Source organism: Niallia sp. FSL K6-0212 (genome assembly GCF_038007605.1).
In the GTDB taxonomy this organism is placed as follows: Bacteria; Bacillota; Bacilli; order Bacillales; family Cytobacillaceae; genus Niallia; species Niallia circulans.
The window spans coordinates 4,200,682-4,215,224 of sequence record NZ_JBBOXL010000001.1; the positions used below are offsets into that span (position 1 = coordinate 4,200,682).

Sequence of the window (14,543 nt, forward strand, 5' to 3'; positions counted from 1 at the left end):
TTATTCCCCTTATATTAAGTCATTTAAGAAGCTTGTGCCATGCTTTGGCATCTTCACGCTGAAATTATCTGCTACTGTTGCTCCAATATCAGCAAACGTTTTACGTAGCGGCAGCTCTTTCGGTTCCTTTAATGATTTGCTATATACTAATAATGGTACATACTCTCTTGTGTGATCTGTTCCATGATGGATCGGATCATTTCCATGATCAGCGGTAATGATTAATAAATCATCTTCCTTCAGTAATTCCAATACTTCTGGCAGTCTAGCATCATACTCTTCTAATGCCTTTCCATAGCCAATTGGGTCTCTTCTATGTCCAAATAAAGCATCAAAATCTACTAAATTTAAGAAGCTTAAACCTGTAAAATCCATTTTTAGTGTGTCAACTAGTTTGTCCATCCCATCCATATTGGAGACGGTTCTCAATGATTTTGTCACACCTTCTCCATCATAAATATCAGAGATTTTTCCAATAGCAATACTCTCAATTTGATTATCTTTCAATTCATTCATTACAGTTCGATCAAATGGCTTTAGAGCATAGTCATGACGATTTGCAGTACGTTTAAAGTCGCCTGGCTCGCCAATAAATGGTCTAGCAATAATACGACCAACCATATATTTCTCATCGAGTGTCAATTCTCTTGCTAATTCACAAATACGATACAATTCATCTAAAGGAACAATGTCTTCATGTGCAGCAATTTGCAGCACAGAATCTGCTGATGTGTAGACGATTAAAGCACCAGTCTTCATATGCTCTTCGCCTAGCTCATCTAGAATTTCTGTTCCACTAGCTGGTTTATTTCCAATGATCTTGCGTCCAGATTTTTCTTCGATTTCATTTAATAGTTCATCTGGGAATCCTTCCGGAAATACACGGAATGGTGTCGCAATGTTTAGACCCATTATCTCCCAGTGTCCAGTCATGGTATCTTTTCCGTTTGATGCTTCTTGCATTTTTGTATAATAAGCAATTGGAGTATCAGCCCGCTCAACACCAGCAATTTCCTCAATATTACTAAGACCTAATTTCGCCATGTTCGGCATATGAAGACCATTCATTCTTTGAGCAATATGCCCTAATGTATGTGCTCCTTCATCATTAAATTTTTTCGCATCAGGTGCCTCGCCAATCCCTACAGAATCCATTACAATTAGGAAAACACGATTATATTTATATGTAGACATCTTTTTCCTCCTTTTACCATTTCATTTAACCCTATTTTATCCTACTATATGTATCTTTATTAACCATAAAAATTATAGCATAATCGTCAGAAGTCTGACATCTTTTTCAAAATTGTTATCTTTCACTTTGGAAAAATAAAAATTGTTTTCTATTTTCTTCTTCATTATACCTTTTTTCATATAAAAAGAAAAAAGAACACTGTTCAAGTTTGCTGACAGTGTCTTTTTCTCCTTACTATTTACCCTTTTAAATAAAAACTATCTCCCGCCCACTAGGCACGAGGATGAAATTGACTATATACATCTTTCAATCTAGTTTTTGTTACATGGGTGTATATTTGAGTTGTTGAGATATCAGCATGACCGAGCATTTCCTGCACCGCTCTTAAATCAGCACCATTTTCTAATAAATGAGTTGCAAACGAATGTCTTAATGTGTGCGGTGTTATTTCTTTTTCAATATGGGCTTCCTTCCCTAAACGCTTTAAAATTTTCCAAAAGCCTTGTCTTGTTAATCGATTGCCATGGTGATTTAGAAACAAGGAATGCTCCGTGGATTTCTTTTGGTTTAAAAATGTTGGTCTCCCTTGATGCAAATAATCCTTCAATGCCCTCGTAGCTGCTCCGCCAATAGGGATGATTCTTTCTTTGTTCCCTTTTCCGATACAGCGGATAAACCCCATTGTAAGATGAACATCATCCATATTTAAATTGATCAACTCACTCACACGGATTCCTGTTGCATAGAGAAGCTCAAGCATCGCTTTATCTCTGAGTCCATAATGGTCATTTTTATGAGGAAAATCAAGCAGTGCTTCTACTTCCTCCATGGATAGAACTTTAGGCAATGTTCTTTCTGCCTGCGGTGTTTCAATATGTACAGTTGGATCCTCTTCAAGCACACGATCCCGGAATAAAAATTGATGAAATGCACGAATAGATGCTATATGTCGTGCGATTGTTTTAGAGGACTTTCCTTGGTCCTTTAAAAAACCTAAAAAGCGAATAATGTGGGAACGCTGTATTTCTTTGAGATTACATTGTTCTACATTTTTCATATATTTTATATAGCTTTTTAAGTCTCTTTCATATGATACAAGTGTATTACTCGCTAAACCCTTTTCCACTAATAAATAATGTATAAAATCTTTTAATTGATCTTCCATAGGACTATTCCCCATTTAAGTAAAACAGGAATATTCGATCCCTCCATGAATATTTTTCTGTTTCCAGACTATTATCTGCATTCACCTTGATGGCAGAACCTGATGGCTCATCATAGCGATGTAGTTGTTGATATTCTTGATTAAACCAAACGATTGCATAATAAAAAAGAATCGTACATCCTGTAAATAGGAGAAATACTTTTAGTGTATTTATAATTGCTTTTGTCCATCTCATCCAAAATCCCTCCATAACTTCTATAATACAAGCTATGCCAGATTGGACATTTAATATACCTAATGGACCTATTATTCTTATTATAATAGAAATAAATATTATTTAAAGCGTTAAATTCCCCCTTCGTTTTCATTTGATATCCTATGAATATGTGATAAAGGTAACATTCCTTCTTTGAATTAGTAAATAACAAAAATAAAAAACCTTCTCAACTGAAAAGGTTTATTCTGCGGATGAAACATCCTCGTTTTTTTCCGTGCAACGATGACAAATACCATGAAATGTTAGACGATGATCTTTAATTTTAAAATTCCAGTCACGCTCTACTAATTTCTCTACATCTCCTAGTAAATCTTCTTGAATTTCATCCACTGCTCCACATTCAATACATACTAAATGGTGATGAAAGTGGGCTGCACCTTCTTGTCTCAAATCATACCTAGAAACACCGTCACCAAAATTTATTTTATCAACAATTTTCAATTCCGTAAGTAGTTCAAGTGTGCGATATACGGTTGCCAATCCAATTTCAGGAGATTTCTCTTTAACGAGTAAGTAAACATCTTCTGCACTGAGATGGTCTTCTTCATTTTCTAATAATACTCGAACTGTTGCTTCCCTTTGGGGAGTTAATTTATAGCTCGAAGAATGCAACAGCTTTTTTATTCTATCTATTCTACTTTCCATTCCGAAAGTCCCTCCCTAGCCACTGTCCATCTCATTATAACAGAAGTAGGAAAAGAATCCTAATAAAAATTATTATAAATAACAATTAATAATAATTATTAATTTACAATGACTATCAACGATAATGAATGAAGCAGCACCCCTCTATTAAAAAGGGATAGTAATAATAATAGATTGTACCATATTAATGACAGCTTTCATTAATAATGGCGAAATATATGCCTCTACTGCAGCAGCAATGCCGATTACTATAAAGGCCATTATTAGAAGAATAGTATATCTAGCAAACAGCGGCAGCATTGGTTCTCCCTTTTTCTTCATAAACTGCTGGCGAATCATTTTAAAAGAGAATGCTACTGATAGTGTAGCAGAAATTATAAAAATTGGAATAACAATTAGATTTTGCGGCAGAACCGACACAAATGATAGTAGAAATCCATGCCATCCCATTTGATTTACTAAAAAGCCAACTGTGAAACCAACTACCATTCCTTTAATAAATAGTAGAATTAAAATAATAGGCAATCCTATGATCGAAATACCTAACAGCCAAATAAAACCAATATACTTACTATTATGCGAAAAGCTTTGAAAAAACAAATCTTTGCTGTCCGCTACTTGTCCATTCGAAACCTGTCCAAAAAACTGTGTTAAATAATAATAGAGATCTTCCTTTTGGGAGAGAGACAAACTATTCACTACAATTGCACCAAAAATAACCCCCATTAAAAACAATACAATGATAAATAAGTAAATTGAGGAATGATCGCGTATATGATTCACTAGGATATTCTGATATTTTTTCTTTTTCATTGCCTTTCCTCCCGCCAAGTCTGTTAGTTAATGTTTATGCAAAAAAAAAGGGCATATGACTATAAATCTATTATTAATAGAAATGAAAAAATAATCAGATTATTATATTATTGATTATAGAGATAGATAGATTAACAAATTGAGGTGAGTGTTTTGAAACCAGTATTAATCGATTTACCAGAAACGATCGAAACAGAAAGGCTAGTCATACGCCCCTGTATGCCAGGAGATGGCAAAGATGTATATGAAAGCATTCAGCGGTCAAAAGAAGACTTTAAACCTTGGATGAGTTTTGCCAATCAGGAGGAAACACTAGAAGAAGTGGAAGCAGGCGTACGAGAATCATATGCCAAATATATTTTAAGAGAAGATATTCGATTACATATTTATTTAAAAGCAACAAATGAATTTATTGGATCAACCGGTCTACATTCAATCGATTGGAAAGTCCGCGTGTTTGAAATTGGCTATTGGTGTGATTCAGCTCATACAGGAAAAGGCTATATTACCGAAAGTACAAAAGCATTAATAAAGTTCGCACAAAGTACTCTTGAGGCTAATCGTATTGAGATACGAGTAGATTCCACCAACATGAAAAGCCGTGCTATCCCAGAAAAACTCGGCTTCTCATTAGATGGAATTTTGAAAAATGAGACACTAAGTGCCGATACAGAAGAATTAAGAGATATTTGTCTTTATTCTTTGACATAATGAAGAAATCCCACAAATGATTATATGGGATTTTGATATTACTTATCTACTCTGACCTTGCCGTATTTGCCGCCCCCGCCAACTTGCAAGTCTACCATTCCCGTCCTTGCTGCAACAATATAATCTGCCACTTTCTTTGGCACAATCTCCACTAGTTTTTCATAGGGGGCTTCATGAATGATTTGCATTTCAGTTGAAAAATAATCGAGTAATTTTTGCAGCGTTTTTTTTCCTAATCCAGGTATATATTCTAACGGTATTTGATGAATATACGGAGGTCTACTAGGTGCACTGGCTGCATCTTTTAAATCGCTAATCCTTGCTGCCACCCCTTTTACCCATTTATGACTTCCGCATTCTGTGCAGATCCCTGTCGTTTCCGAGAATGGAGCATAGCATTTCATGCAAACTGTTTCGTGATATTTACCTAATTTCGGATCTAATCCATAATTGGCAATGATTTTTCTACCGTCTTCTTGATGAAGTACTTTTGCAAATTCAGCAAAAGAAGCGTCCTCCATTTCCATGACCTGATATTCCCGAGCCATTTTTTCTAAAGAATGAGCATCAGAATTGGTTATAAATGAAAAAGAATGTAATTCTGCGATTTGGTCTGCCATCTCGGTATCAGAACTCAAACCAAGCTCAATCCCATCAATCATTTTCTCGTCAAAAACTTCTTTAAAGGAACGATTAACTCCGCTACCATATAAACTTTTAAACGGTGTGAAGACATGGGCAGGAACGAATAGTCCATTTAATTCCTTTACTTTATACTGTAATTCTTTTCCACTGATATAAAGGCGCTGCGAGCTTAATGTTACATTTTTCATATGGTGAGAAATCCAATTAGAAAATTCCCTCATTTTAGCCAACGTCGGTAGATAGCATAGCACATGAATAGGACCCTTACAGAAAGAATCATATATTTCGAGCTCTGAGCCAAGAATAATCGTGATTTCTTCCATTCTCACCCCACCATCGGCTAATTCCAGCATCTTCCCTTGTGCTATTAACTCCTCCATTTCCAATATTACCTCAGGAGAATGGCAATCAATGATCCCAATCATATCAAGACCTTTTTGCTTACTGGCATATTCTATGATTGCCGTTAAAGTTAAGTTTCTTGATGCTGTTATTTTTACCGGTTTCCCGCTCTTTGTTCTACCAATATGGATATGTAAATCAGTGTAATACGAATTCATTTTTACTCCTTTAAATTTGCAATTTGTAAATATTGTACCCCAAAAATCGTTTTAGCATCAAAAATACGCTTTTCTTTGATAAATTCCAATGCCTCATCTAGTGAAATTTCTAATACATTCACAAACTCATCTTCATCAAGTCCTGCTGCATTTTCTTTTTGCTTTAATCCTTTTGCCACATATATATGAATAATTTCATCAGCAAATCCTGGGGAAGTATAGAATGAGCTTACCAATTCTAGAGATTCACATTCATATCCCGTCTCTTCTTCTAACTCTCTTCTAGCACAAAGAGCTGGTTCTTCGCCTTTTTCTAATTTCCCAGCAGGAATCTCCACAATTACTTTTTCAAGCGGCTTTCTATATTGTTCTACCATAACTAGTTTATTATCATCCGTTATCGCTATTACAGCAACCGCGCCTGGATGCTTTACAAGTTCTCGCGTGGACGTTTTCCCATTCGGCAATTCGACCTCATCCACTTGAACTTGAATGATTCTCCCACTATAAATATGCTCTGTTTTTAATGTTTTTTCTTCCAATGTACTCATTTGACACACTCCTGTTCTATTAAGCCAAAGCTCTGACATATAGATTATTATACTTCATTTCTGTTCAATGGAAAGGATTGGGGGAAGCTTTTGAAAGTATATATCCAGGAAAAAGGAATTATTTTATCAGGAAAGGCTTGGGAAATCCGCTATATTCTTAAAAAATACCAAACGGAATTTACTTATGTAAAAGATTGGATAAACGCAAATGCTGACAGCTCTCAAAAATAAGCCATATTCTTTGTGAATAAACAGCATCTTTCGTACAATAAGAGATATCTTTAATGGAGAGGTGTTCAATTTTGCAAAAGTCTCAATTAGGCAATTCTAACTTATTTGTTTCCAAATTAGGTCTAGGCTGTATGAGTCTCGGTACCGAAGAAAAAACTGCTTTCCCAATTTTAGAAGCAGCACTTGAAGAAGGAATTAATTATTTTGACACAGCGGATCTATATGATCAAGGGAAAAATGAGCAATTGCTCGGTCAGTTTTTCAAGAATAATCGCGAAGATGTCATTCTTGCTACAAAGGTAGGCAATAAGTGGGAAGAAGGACAAGAAGGCTGGGTTTGGGATGCAAGTAAAGCCTATATTAAAGAACAAGTAAAACAAAGCCTAAAGCGCCTTGGCACAGATTATATTGATTTATATCAGCTGCACGGAGGCACGATGGAAGATCCAATAGAGGAAACGATTGAGGCATTTGAAGAATTAAAAGAAGAAGGATTTATTCATTATTATGGTATTTCCTCCATTCGTCCCAATGTCATTCGCGAATATGTGAAACGTTCTTCAATTGTTTCTGTCATGATGCAATACAGCATTTTGGACAGACGTCCTGAGGAAGAAGCACTGCCATTACTTGCCGAAAACAATATTAGTGTTGTCACTCGCGGACCGGTTGCAAAAGGTCTTTTAAGTCCTAAATATCGCGAAAAACTATCGGAGAAAGGCTATTTAGATTATTCTCGAGAAGAATTGACAGAAGTATTACAAACACTGAAACAGAAATTCTTAGATAATCGTACACTTACAGAGGCTGCCGTGCAATATAATTTAGCTCATCCCGCCGTCGCTAGCATCATTGCAGGAGCAAGCTCAGCAGAACAGCTTCGCGCTAACGCAAAAGCAGTTAACAGTGCCCCTCTATCTGCGGATGAACTAGCATTCATTAAAAAAATTTCCAAAGCATCTGTTTATGAAGCACATCGTTAATAGGATAAGTGTTTTTTCGGAGCTTGTTCCCCGAATGGTTCATGGAATTTTCTATGAACCATTTTTATGATGGATGAATGCTGATATTACTCACTGTTTTTGAAAAGGTGGGGCTCATCTTGGTTATGAACGCTAGTTTTGAGCTCTGTCTCTTGAATAATGGTTTTCATCTTGCCTATGAACACCTTTTTTCTACTCTATCTATTGAATAGTTGTTTTCATCTCGAATATGAACACCTTTTTTGGGCTCTATCTATTGAATAGTTGTTTTCATCTCAAATATGAACACCTTTTTTGGGCTCTATCTATTGAATAGTTGTTTTCATCTTGCTTATGAACACCTTTTTTTGAGCTCTGTCTCTTGAAAAGCGGTGTTCATCTTGGTTATGAACGATGATTTTAACACCAATATATTATTCTTATCGAAATAACACCTTAACTAAATAGTAGAAACGAGGAATCACTTTGAAATACATAGAATTTGGTATAGGCAACAAATGGCTTATACGAACAGAAACAGAATTACAAGATGGAACAGAGTTTGAGGAAAAAGGAATAAAGAGACCTATTAAATTTCAATCATTATATACTAGAATTTGGGTTGGAAAAACAGTGCTTATTATCGACTCAAAAGAAGGATTTAAAAAAGCTACTAAAAATAGAAAATCCTTCAAATTAATACTTGGAATAAAAAGCCTCTAAAAGTTTATTTAACCTTCCTTAATCTCCAAAAGGAAAAGCTCTCTCCAATCGCGAATATAATATCGTAGTTAAAAAGCTACTACTATTCTTGTTTAAAGGGGTTTTTCGATTGAATCAAGCATTATTAATTATTGATGTACAACAAGAGCTGGTTGAAGGAAATGCGGAAACAAAAGGAGTCTATAACAAACAAGGTTTATTAGAAACAATCAATTTAGTAATAAAGAAAGCTATTGAATCAGGGATAGAGATCATTTTTGTAAGAGATAAAGATGTTGCAGGAGGAAAAGGACCTGGATTTGACATTCACTCCGATATAAATGTCCCTCGCGAAGTTAAAATCTTTGATAAATATGCAACCAATGCGTTCTATGGAACAGGTTTACTAGAGTATCTACAGGAAAAAGAAATGCACCATCTTGTTATTATGGGTTGCGAAACTCCTTATTGTATTGATACAGCGGTCCGAACAGCAACGGTTAATCATATGGATGTCACGCTAGTTGGGGATGGCCATTCCACAACTGATTCTTCTATCCTTTCTGCCGAGACCATTATAAAACATCACAATACAATATTACATGGCCATTATAATGTCGATCATTTTTCCATAGTTCGCAATTCTGCCGAGGATTTGTTTACACCTACTCATGATACATATCGATAATTTTCCCGCAAGAATAATCTAAAATTCCTAAACAAAAGTCATCTTAAAAATGGCTTTTGTTTAGCTAATTTCATTTATCACTCCCGATCTCCCAAGCACTTCTCAGTAAACCAATACCCTCTTCCATTTCTGTGTCTGTTAATCCCCCATACCCTAAAATTACTTTTGGATTACCTGTATAGCGTTTCTCAAAGTAATACAAGGAAAGCGGATATACCTTAACTCCAAAGATCAATGCCTTTTCTATTAATTGTGTTTCTGTCCACTCAGTATGAACTTCTAAAACAATATGAAGGCCAGCATTTTCTCCAATCACTTTTACAAATCCACCTAAATGATGTTGAATCGTTTGCAGTAATACTTGGCGCTTCTTTCGATATAATGTTCTCATTTTATTTAAATGACTATTCCAATGGCCCTCTTTAATAAAACGATATAAAGTGTCTTGGTGCATGCGAGAAACAGTCTGTTTATACACGGTAAAATGCTTCCTATATGTAGAATATAAAGATTTCGGGAGGACAGCAAAGCTTATGCGCAGAGATGGAATTAAGGATTTTGAGAAGGTTCCTAGATAAATAATCCGATTGTTCTTATCTAGTCCTTGAAGTGCCGGAATCGGCTTTCCTTTATAGCGATACTCCCCATCATAATCATCTTCTATTATATAACCTCCGTTTTTTTCTGCCCATTTAAGCAATTCTAATCGACGTGTAATAGGCATAATCATTCCATAAGGAAACTGATGAGAAGGCGTTACATAAGCAATATTTGCTTTACTCTCATTCAATTGCGAAACATTCATGCCATTGTCATCAACCGAAATTGGTAAAACTTTAATCCCCATATCTTGAAAAACTACTCTAATTCGATGATAGCCCGGATTTTCAAGGGCGTATGTTTTATCCCTTCCGATCAATAAACCAATTAACCCAATTAGCATTTGCGTACCTGCACCTAGAATAATGTGGTCGGGATGACAGTTTACGCCTCTTGTCGCATATAAGTGTTTAGCAATCTGCTCTCTTAAATTAAATTCCCCTTGTGGATCTCCATTCGAAAACCAGAAGTTTTGGTCTTCATATATCGATTGCATAGAAAGTTTTCTCCAAGTAGTATAGGGAAAATAGCTACTATCGACATTTCCTGAATTAAAGTCTATTTTCACAGGCTTTGCCTGTTCCACCTTTTGCTTTTCCTTATTCTCTTCAGTATCGAGCCAGCTACGAAATTCTTCATCAATAGTTAATACAAATAATCCTTTTCGCGGAATACTTTCCACATATCCTTCTGCACAAAGTTGATCATAGGCCGATTGGACTGTGTTTAAACTAATTTGCAAATGTTCCGCCAGCTTTCTTTTCGATGGCAATTTTTCATTCGGTGAAATATGTTTATTCATAATTTCTTGTTTAATAAAATCCGCTAACTGCATATAAAGGGGCTTTCCACTATCCTTCTGTAAAATTGGTGTTAATTCTAGCATTAGTATCCACTCCTCCCCTTCAGCTGATACCTTTAAAAAGAACAATTCTGGCACTTTAGATTATACCAGATTGCCATTACATTAGAGATAGAAAGGGAGGATTGGATATGTTAAATGACCAATTACTTATTAAAGAATTAACTTCTGAAGCAGAATGGGAAAAAGCTTTTCCTGTTATGAAACAATTGAGAACGCAATTAAATTTGGATACTTATCTTACATTAGTGTCAGAGTCTGTTCAAAAAGAAGACTACCGTTTGATTGCACTTTATAATCAGAATGAAATTGTCGCCCTTTGTGGGTTTATGCCTATGATAACCTTGTATAACGGCAAATTCATCTGGGTATGCGAATTAATTACAGACAGCAAGCATCGGTCGAAAGGATATGGAAAGGTATTATTAAACTATGTTCATGAGTGGGCTGTCGCTAATGACTATCCTATCGTGTCTTTATCCTCTGGTTTACAGCGAATCGATGCCCATCGCTTTTATGAAGAGAAAATGGAATATGATAAAGTAAGCTATGTTTATCTGAAAAAAATCTAATGGAAAGTAAAAGAGACATTTGCTGCTTAAGGAAATGTCTCTTTTATCGTTACTTGAAAAATACTCGTAAAAAACCCCCTTTTTCTTCATAACTACCTTCATTTATAACTTTTAACATCATCAGGACTTTCTAGCTTTTTTTTCCATTTTAAACATATAATGATATATTAAACTAGTAGAAGGGAGAATGATAATTATGAAAAAAATTTGGAATTTAGAAGATGACTATTATACATTAGATGCAATCACCCAAGAAGATATTGATTTTGCTGAAAAGTGCTTATTATGCAAATTACCTGAGGAATATATAAACCATTTAAAAATTAGAAATGGCGGTTCGCTAATAGACGATGCTCTACCAGTTAAATTTCAAAATTCTTGGGCAGATGATCATATTCCAGTCCCTTTTTTATACGGTATAAAAAAAGGCGAAGGTATACTTCAAACAAAAGAATTATTAAAAGAATGGGGAATTGAGGAAGACAGTTTTGTAATTATTAGTGGAGATGGTCACTATTGGATTGTTCTTGACTATAGAACTAGTAAAACGGAACCGAAAATAACATTTATTGATACTGATTTTGATTTAATAGAAGTTGTTTTTAATTCATATACCGAAATGATAGATTCTTTATATATACATGAATATGAAGATGAGGACTTTGAACAATATGAGGATGAAATTTCATTAGAAAACGCAAAAAATTTAATCCAAAGCAATGATTCTGAGGAAATAATATATGGAATATCTTTATGGGTAGGACAAATGGAGGAAATAGAGTCTTTAATTAAAATACTATTTGATTTTATTAAACTTAATAAAGATTCAGATGTTGTCTATAATTCTTTTGAAGAACTAACTAATTTAGTAGTTAATGACATGATAAGTAACAAAGATCTTGCAAAGAATACCGCTCAAAGATTATTAGCTGAAATGGAGAAACAGAATGATTCTGATCTGGATCCATTTAAGTATTTAGTAAAACAACATTTCAATTAAAAGTAATTACACCATCATTTCTATAAACAGAAAGCAAAAGTAAAAAGGCCGAATTCGACATATTGTAAATTCCGCCCTTTTACTTTTGAGTAATGACATCATTTAGAGTACAAAGTGATGAAAAAAACAATAAAAAAACTGATCATCAAACTCTTACGATTCTATCACTTTTACATAAGCACCTTTCTTCGCTTTTTGCAAAGCTGCATGATTCATCCCTTGAATTTTTTGCGAAAGGCTTGAAGCACTTATTAGTTTATTTCGGCAGAAAATTAATGGGTCAATAAGTCGAACCTTATTCTTTAAATGGATATCAAAATCCTCTTCATCTTCGATTACTTTCACACTGGGATGGAGCTTATTCCATAGCATTTGGAGCTCCACATTCTTGGCTGTACTTATTTTATGAATTAACTCCTTATCCTCCCCTAAAAAATCGGAAAATTGTATGATGCTATGAGCTAAAGCTGCTTTTAAAACTTTTGTTAACTGGTCATATCCATAAATATTTAATGGATGCATGAAAAAATCGATGACCTCTTTGTAATAGGTTTCAACAAACCATTCTGCCGAATCGACATGTTGTAAACACATTTTCCCTTCAACTATTACAACATTTTCTAAAAATCCCTCTACTTCCTTTAACGATATTTTTCCATATGTATACATATCCCGTAATGTATAGTCCACACGATCGGCACATAATTTTGGTGCAGGCTGCTCCAAAATCGTCCATTTAGAATCGTCTCCGATTATTTTCTCATAGTCATAATGATATTTTTCTAAGATTATCGGTATTTCAGAATCTTTTATCACAGAAAGAAATATTTCCTCATGATAATTCTCATTCTGTTTATCTAAGACAAAGTCAATAATATGGGAAAAGGCAGTATGAGACACATCATGCAATAAACCAGCAATTTGTTCCTCTATCGAACCTCCAAGCTTTCGGATTAAAAGCATAACCCCAATTGAATGCTCATAGCGCGTTACATTCCAGTTTTCATTTACTAAATAACTTGCTCCTCCTTGATGAATTCCTTTTAATCGCTGGATTGGCTTACTTTCTATTAATTCTATTAAAACTTTTTCTATCTCAAAATTCCCGTACAGTTTATCAGATATTAGCAAAATTATTCTCCCTTTTATTCAATGTAAAAATACAACTTTTTTTAAAAAATTACATACACTTCCAATAATTGTATAGTAAAGTATACATATAAAGTTTTATCTTGTCATGTTTTCAAAAAATGAATTTATGAAAAGCAAATCTGAAAGGAGTATGAATGTGCATCAGAATATCAGAGAAAACCAAAGTAATAAAAGCAGCCTTTTAGGTGTACTGTCGATTCTTTTTCCTATTGTCCTTGGACTATTGATTCTTAATTTTTTTACAGACATCATTCCGTTGGAGAAGATTCAAGGGTTACCTGTTCTTATGCCGCTCTTTTTGTGTCCATTTGGAGCAGTCATCGGCTTTTTAGGGTATAAACGGAATAGAGATACCCTATCACTAGTAGGTATAATTGCCAATGTAGTATTGTTTTTGTTCCCTATTTTTTACCACATACTAGGAACGCTTATAATGGGTGTTTAATATAAATTTATGAAAACCACTTGAAGTTTAGTGGTTTTCATCTACTTTTTTGTTCAGCCTCCCCTACTAACCTTTCTTTTCATATTGAAATTTAGATAAAGGAGAGAAATATTAGTAAACTTATAAAAAGACAAAACACTTTCAAATTAAAAAAGTATAAATTTGGAACTGTCTGGTTTAATAAATTAATTGGTATAAGGAAGCTTTCTAATTATTTTAACAGCCTCTCCATTTGTTTTTTCTGTACTTTAGCTAATGCTAATAAGGGGAATTGATCCCGCTTTAATTGTTCTATAATGCCGTTCGCTTCTTTCCATGCTAGGTTATACTGTTGTTTCGTGATTGAATTTTCTTTATATGCATTTTCCAGCTCCTCTTCATCCAGTAAATAAATTTGGTTAGATGGAAGCATTACAATATCTAAAAACAAATCATCCATCCAAGGAACATTTTTCTCTATTCCAATTTCCAGACAAATATCAATATACCACTGCACAATATCACCATTTGCATTAAACATAGTAGTGACAGAATGATGTTTATATAAGGGAAACTGATGAAGCCACATATAGCCATCTTCAAGGATACACACAGCTTTCTGATCATACCTTTTTGTTACTGACTCCACTACCTTTATTGAATGAAAGAGCGCCAAATATCCTGTAAACTCTTCCGTCTTCATAAACGTTTGAGCATATTGCTTTTCTATTATCCGTTTCCAGTTTTTATGATTACCAAATTTTCTTTTTACCGGTATACACACCCAT

At 34.5% G+C, this 14,543-nt stretch carries 18 protein-coding genes; 8 read left to right on the top strand and 10 right to left on the bottom strand.

Annotated features, from left to right (window positions below):
* Nucleotides 1-9 precede the first annotated feature (9 nt).
* From deoB to spoIIM, 5 genes are all read right to left on the bottom strand, one after another.
* Nucleotides 10-1,194 (bottom strand): phosphopentomutase, encoded by a 1,185-nt coding sequence (deoB, locus tag MHH96_RS20130; protein WP_047940309.1) that lies wholly within the window; start codon nucleotides 1,192-1,194, stop codon nucleotides 10-12.
* Nucleotides 1,195-1,466: 272 nt separating this feature from the next.
* A complete protein-coding gene (gene xerD, locus MHH96_RS20135; RefSeq protein WP_047940679.1) occupies nucleotides 1,467-2,360 on the bottom strand; it encodes a site-specific tyrosine recombinase XerD in 894 nt (297 codons plus the stop codon).
* Nucleotides 2,361-2,364: 4 nt separating this feature from the next.
* Nucleotides 2,365-2,595, bottom strand: coding sequence for a YqzK family protein (locus tag MHH96_RS20140; protein WP_047940308.1), 231 nt, complete (start codon nucleotides 2,593-2,595; stop codon nucleotides 2,365-2,367).
* 222 nt (nucleotides 2,596-2,817) lie between these two features.
* Nucleotides 2,818-3,282 (bottom strand): ferric iron uptake transcriptional regulator, encoded by a 465-nt coding sequence (fur, locus tag MHH96_RS20145; RefSeq protein WP_047940307.1) that lies wholly within the window; start codon nucleotides 3,280-3,282, stop codon nucleotides 2,818-2,820.
* A gap of 147 nt (nucleotides 3,283-3,429) precedes the next feature.
* Nucleotides 3,430-4,095, bottom strand: coding sequence for a stage II sporulation protein M (gene spoIIM, locus MHH96_RS20150; RefSeq protein WP_047940306.1), 666 nt, complete (start codon nucleotides 4,093-4,095; stop codon nucleotides 3,430-3,432).
* Nucleotides 4,096-4,248: 153 nt separating this feature from the next.
* Here spoIIM and MHH96_RS20155 point away from each other — a divergent pair, with 153 nt between their 5' ends.
* Nucleotides 4,249-4,806, top strand: coding sequence for a GNAT family N-acetyltransferase (locus tag MHH96_RS20155; RefSeq protein ID WP_047940305.1), 558 nt, complete (start codon nucleotides 4,249-4,251; stop codon nucleotides 4,804-4,806).
* Between the two features lie 38 nt (nucleotides 4,807-4,844).
* On the opposite strand, the gene MHH96_RS20160 is transcribed toward MHH96_RS20155, so the two are convergent.
* Both MHH96_RS20160 and MHH96_RS20165 read right to left on the bottom strand, forming a co-directional pair.
* Nucleotides 4,845-6,011 (bottom strand): endonuclease Q family protein, encoded by a 1,167-nt coding sequence (locus tag MHH96_RS20160; RefSeq protein ID WP_047940304.1) that lies wholly within the window; start codon nucleotides 6,009-6,011, stop codon nucleotides 4,845-4,847.
* 2 nt (nucleotides 6,012-6,013) lie between these two features.
* Complete coding sequence (locus MHH96_RS20165) at nucleotides 6,014-6,562, bottom strand: NUDIX domain-containing protein (RefSeq protein WP_047940303.1); 549 nt, start codon at nucleotides 6,560-6,562, stop codon at nucleotides 6,014-6,016.
* Between the two features lie 90 nt (nucleotides 6,563-6,652).
* On the opposite strand from MHH96_RS20165, the gene mciZ reads away from it, so the two are divergent.
* From mciZ to MHH96_RS20185, 4 genes are all read left to right on the top strand, one after another.
* On the top strand, nucleotides 6,653-6,793 hold the full coding sequence (mciZ, locus tag MHH96_RS20170; protein ID WP_047940302.1) for a Z-ring formation inhibitor MciZ: 141 nt from the start codon (nucleotides 6,653-6,655) through the stop codon (nucleotides 6,791-6,793).
* Between the two features lie 71 nt (nucleotides 6,794-6,864).
* Nucleotides 6,865-7,776 carry an aldo/keto reductase gene (locus MHH96_RS20175; RefSeq protein WP_047940301.1) on the top strand — a complete coding sequence of 304 codons (912 nt, stop codon included), beginning with the start codon at nucleotides 6,865-6,867 and terminating at the stop codon, nucleotides 7,774-7,776.
* A 465-nt stretch (nucleotides 7,777-8,241) separates the two neighbouring features.
* Nucleotides 8,242-8,478 carry a DUF3977 family protein gene (locus tag MHH96_RS20180; protein WP_047940300.1) on the top strand — a complete coding sequence of 79 codons (237 nt, stop codon included), beginning with the start codon at nucleotides 8,242-8,244 and terminating at the stop codon, nucleotides 8,476-8,478.
* A gap of 109 nt (nucleotides 8,479-8,587) precedes the next feature.
* The gene (locus MHH96_RS20185) at nucleotides 8,588-9,145 is read left to right on the top strand and encodes a cysteine hydrolase family protein (RefSeq protein WP_047940299.1); all 558 of its coding nucleotides are present in this window, start codon (nucleotides 8,588-8,590) and stop codon (nucleotides 9,143-9,145) included.
* A 70-nt stretch (nucleotides 9,146-9,215) separates the two neighbouring features.
* Here MHH96_RS20185 and pdxR read toward each other — a convergent pair whose 3' ends face one another.
* Nucleotides 9,216-10,631 carry a MocR-like pyridoxine biosynthesis transcription factor PdxR gene (gene pdxR / locus MHH96_RS20190; protein WP_047940298.1) on the bottom strand — a complete coding sequence of 472 codons (1,416 nt, stop codon included), beginning with the start codon at nucleotides 10,629-10,631 and terminating at the stop codon, nucleotides 9,216-9,218.
* Between the two features lie 107 nt (nucleotides 10,632-10,738).
* On the opposite strand from pdxR, the gene MHH96_RS20195 reads away from it, so the two are divergent.
* Both MHH96_RS20195 and MHH96_RS20200 read left to right on the top strand, forming a co-directional pair.
* Nucleotides 10,739-11,179 (top strand): GNAT family N-acetyltransferase, encoded by a 441-nt coding sequence (locus tag MHH96_RS20195; RefSeq protein ID WP_047940297.1) that lies wholly within the window; start codon nucleotides 10,739-10,741, stop codon nucleotides 11,177-11,179.
* A gap of 196 nt (nucleotides 11,180-11,375) precedes the next feature.
* The gene (locus MHH96_RS20200) at nucleotides 11,376-12,179 is read left to right on the top strand and encodes an SMI1/KNR4 family protein (protein ID WP_053215559.1); all 804 of its coding nucleotides are present in this window, start codon (nucleotides 11,376-11,378) and stop codon (nucleotides 12,177-12,179) included.
* A gap of 153 nt (nucleotides 12,180-12,332) precedes the next feature.
* Here the strand turns inward: MHH96_RS20200 and MHH96_RS20205 are convergent, their stop codons facing one another.
* Nucleotides 12,333-13,310 carry an HD domain-containing protein gene (locus tag MHH96_RS20205; RefSeq protein ID WP_061798380.1) on the bottom strand — a complete coding sequence of 326 codons (978 nt, stop codon included), beginning with the start codon at nucleotides 13,308-13,310 and terminating at the stop codon, nucleotides 12,333-12,335.
* A 157-nt stretch (nucleotides 13,311-13,467) separates the two neighbouring features.
* Between MHH96_RS20205 and MHH96_RS20210 the strand changes: the two genes are divergently transcribed.
* Nucleotides 13,468-13,776, top strand: a complete 309-nt coding sequence (locus MHH96_RS20210) for a hypothetical protein (RefSeq protein ID WP_235850459.1) — start codon at nucleotides 13,468-13,470, stop codon at nucleotides 13,774-13,776.
* Nucleotides 13,777-13,987: 211 nt separating this feature from the next.
* Here the strand turns inward: MHH96_RS20210 and MHH96_RS20215 are convergent, their stop codons facing one another.
* On the bottom strand, nucleotides 13,988-14,539 hold the full coding sequence (locus MHH96_RS20215) for a DUF402 domain-containing protein (protein WP_236691774.1): 552 nt from the start codon (nucleotides 14,537-14,539) through the stop codon (nucleotides 13,988-13,990).
* Between the last annotated feature and the right edge of the window lie 4 nt (nucleotides 14,540-14,543).

What these genes read in the sequence shown, in the direction of transcription:
- MHH96_RS20160 (WP_047940304.1), bottom strand. Translation starts at nt 6,011, where the DNA reads ATGAATTCGTATTACACTGATTTACATATCCATATTGGTAGAACAAAG.
- MHH96_RS20195 (WP_047940297.1), top strand. Translation starts at nt 10,739, where the DNA reads ATGTTAAATGACCAATTACTTATTAAAGAATTAACTTCTGAAGCAGAA.
- xerD (WP_047940679.1), bottom strand. Translation starts at nt 2,360, where the DNA reads ATGGAAGATCAATTAAAAGATTTTATACATTATTTATTAGTGGAAAAG.
- MHH96_RS20140 (WP_047940308.1), bottom strand. Translation starts at nt 2,595, where the DNA reads ATGAGATGGACAAAAGCAATTATAAATACACTAAAAGTATTTCTCCTA.
- fur (WP_047940307.1), bottom strand. Translation starts at nt 3,282, where the DNA reads ATGGAAAGTAGAATAGATAGAATAAAAAAGCTGTTGCATTCTTCGAGC.
- MHH96_RS20200 (WP_053215559.1), top strand. Translation starts at nt 11,376, where the DNA reads ATGAAAAAAATTTGGAATTTAGAAGATGACTATTATACATTAGATGCA.
- spoIIM (WP_047940306.1), bottom strand. Translation starts at nt 4,095, where the DNA reads ATGAAAAAGAAAAAATATCAGAATATCCTAGTGAATCATATACGCGAT.
- MHH96_RS20165 (WP_047940303.1), bottom strand. Translation starts at nt 6,562, where the DNA reads ATGAGTACATTGGAAGAAAAAACATTAAAAACAGAGCATATTTATAGT.
- pdxR (WP_047940298.1), bottom strand. Translation starts at nt 10,631, where the DNA reads ATGCTAGAATTAACACCAATTTTACAGAAGGATAGTGGAAAGCCCCTT.
- deoB (WP_047940309.1), bottom strand. Translation starts at nt 1,194, where the DNA reads ATGTCTACATATAAATATAATCGTGTTTTCCTAATTGTAATGGATTCT.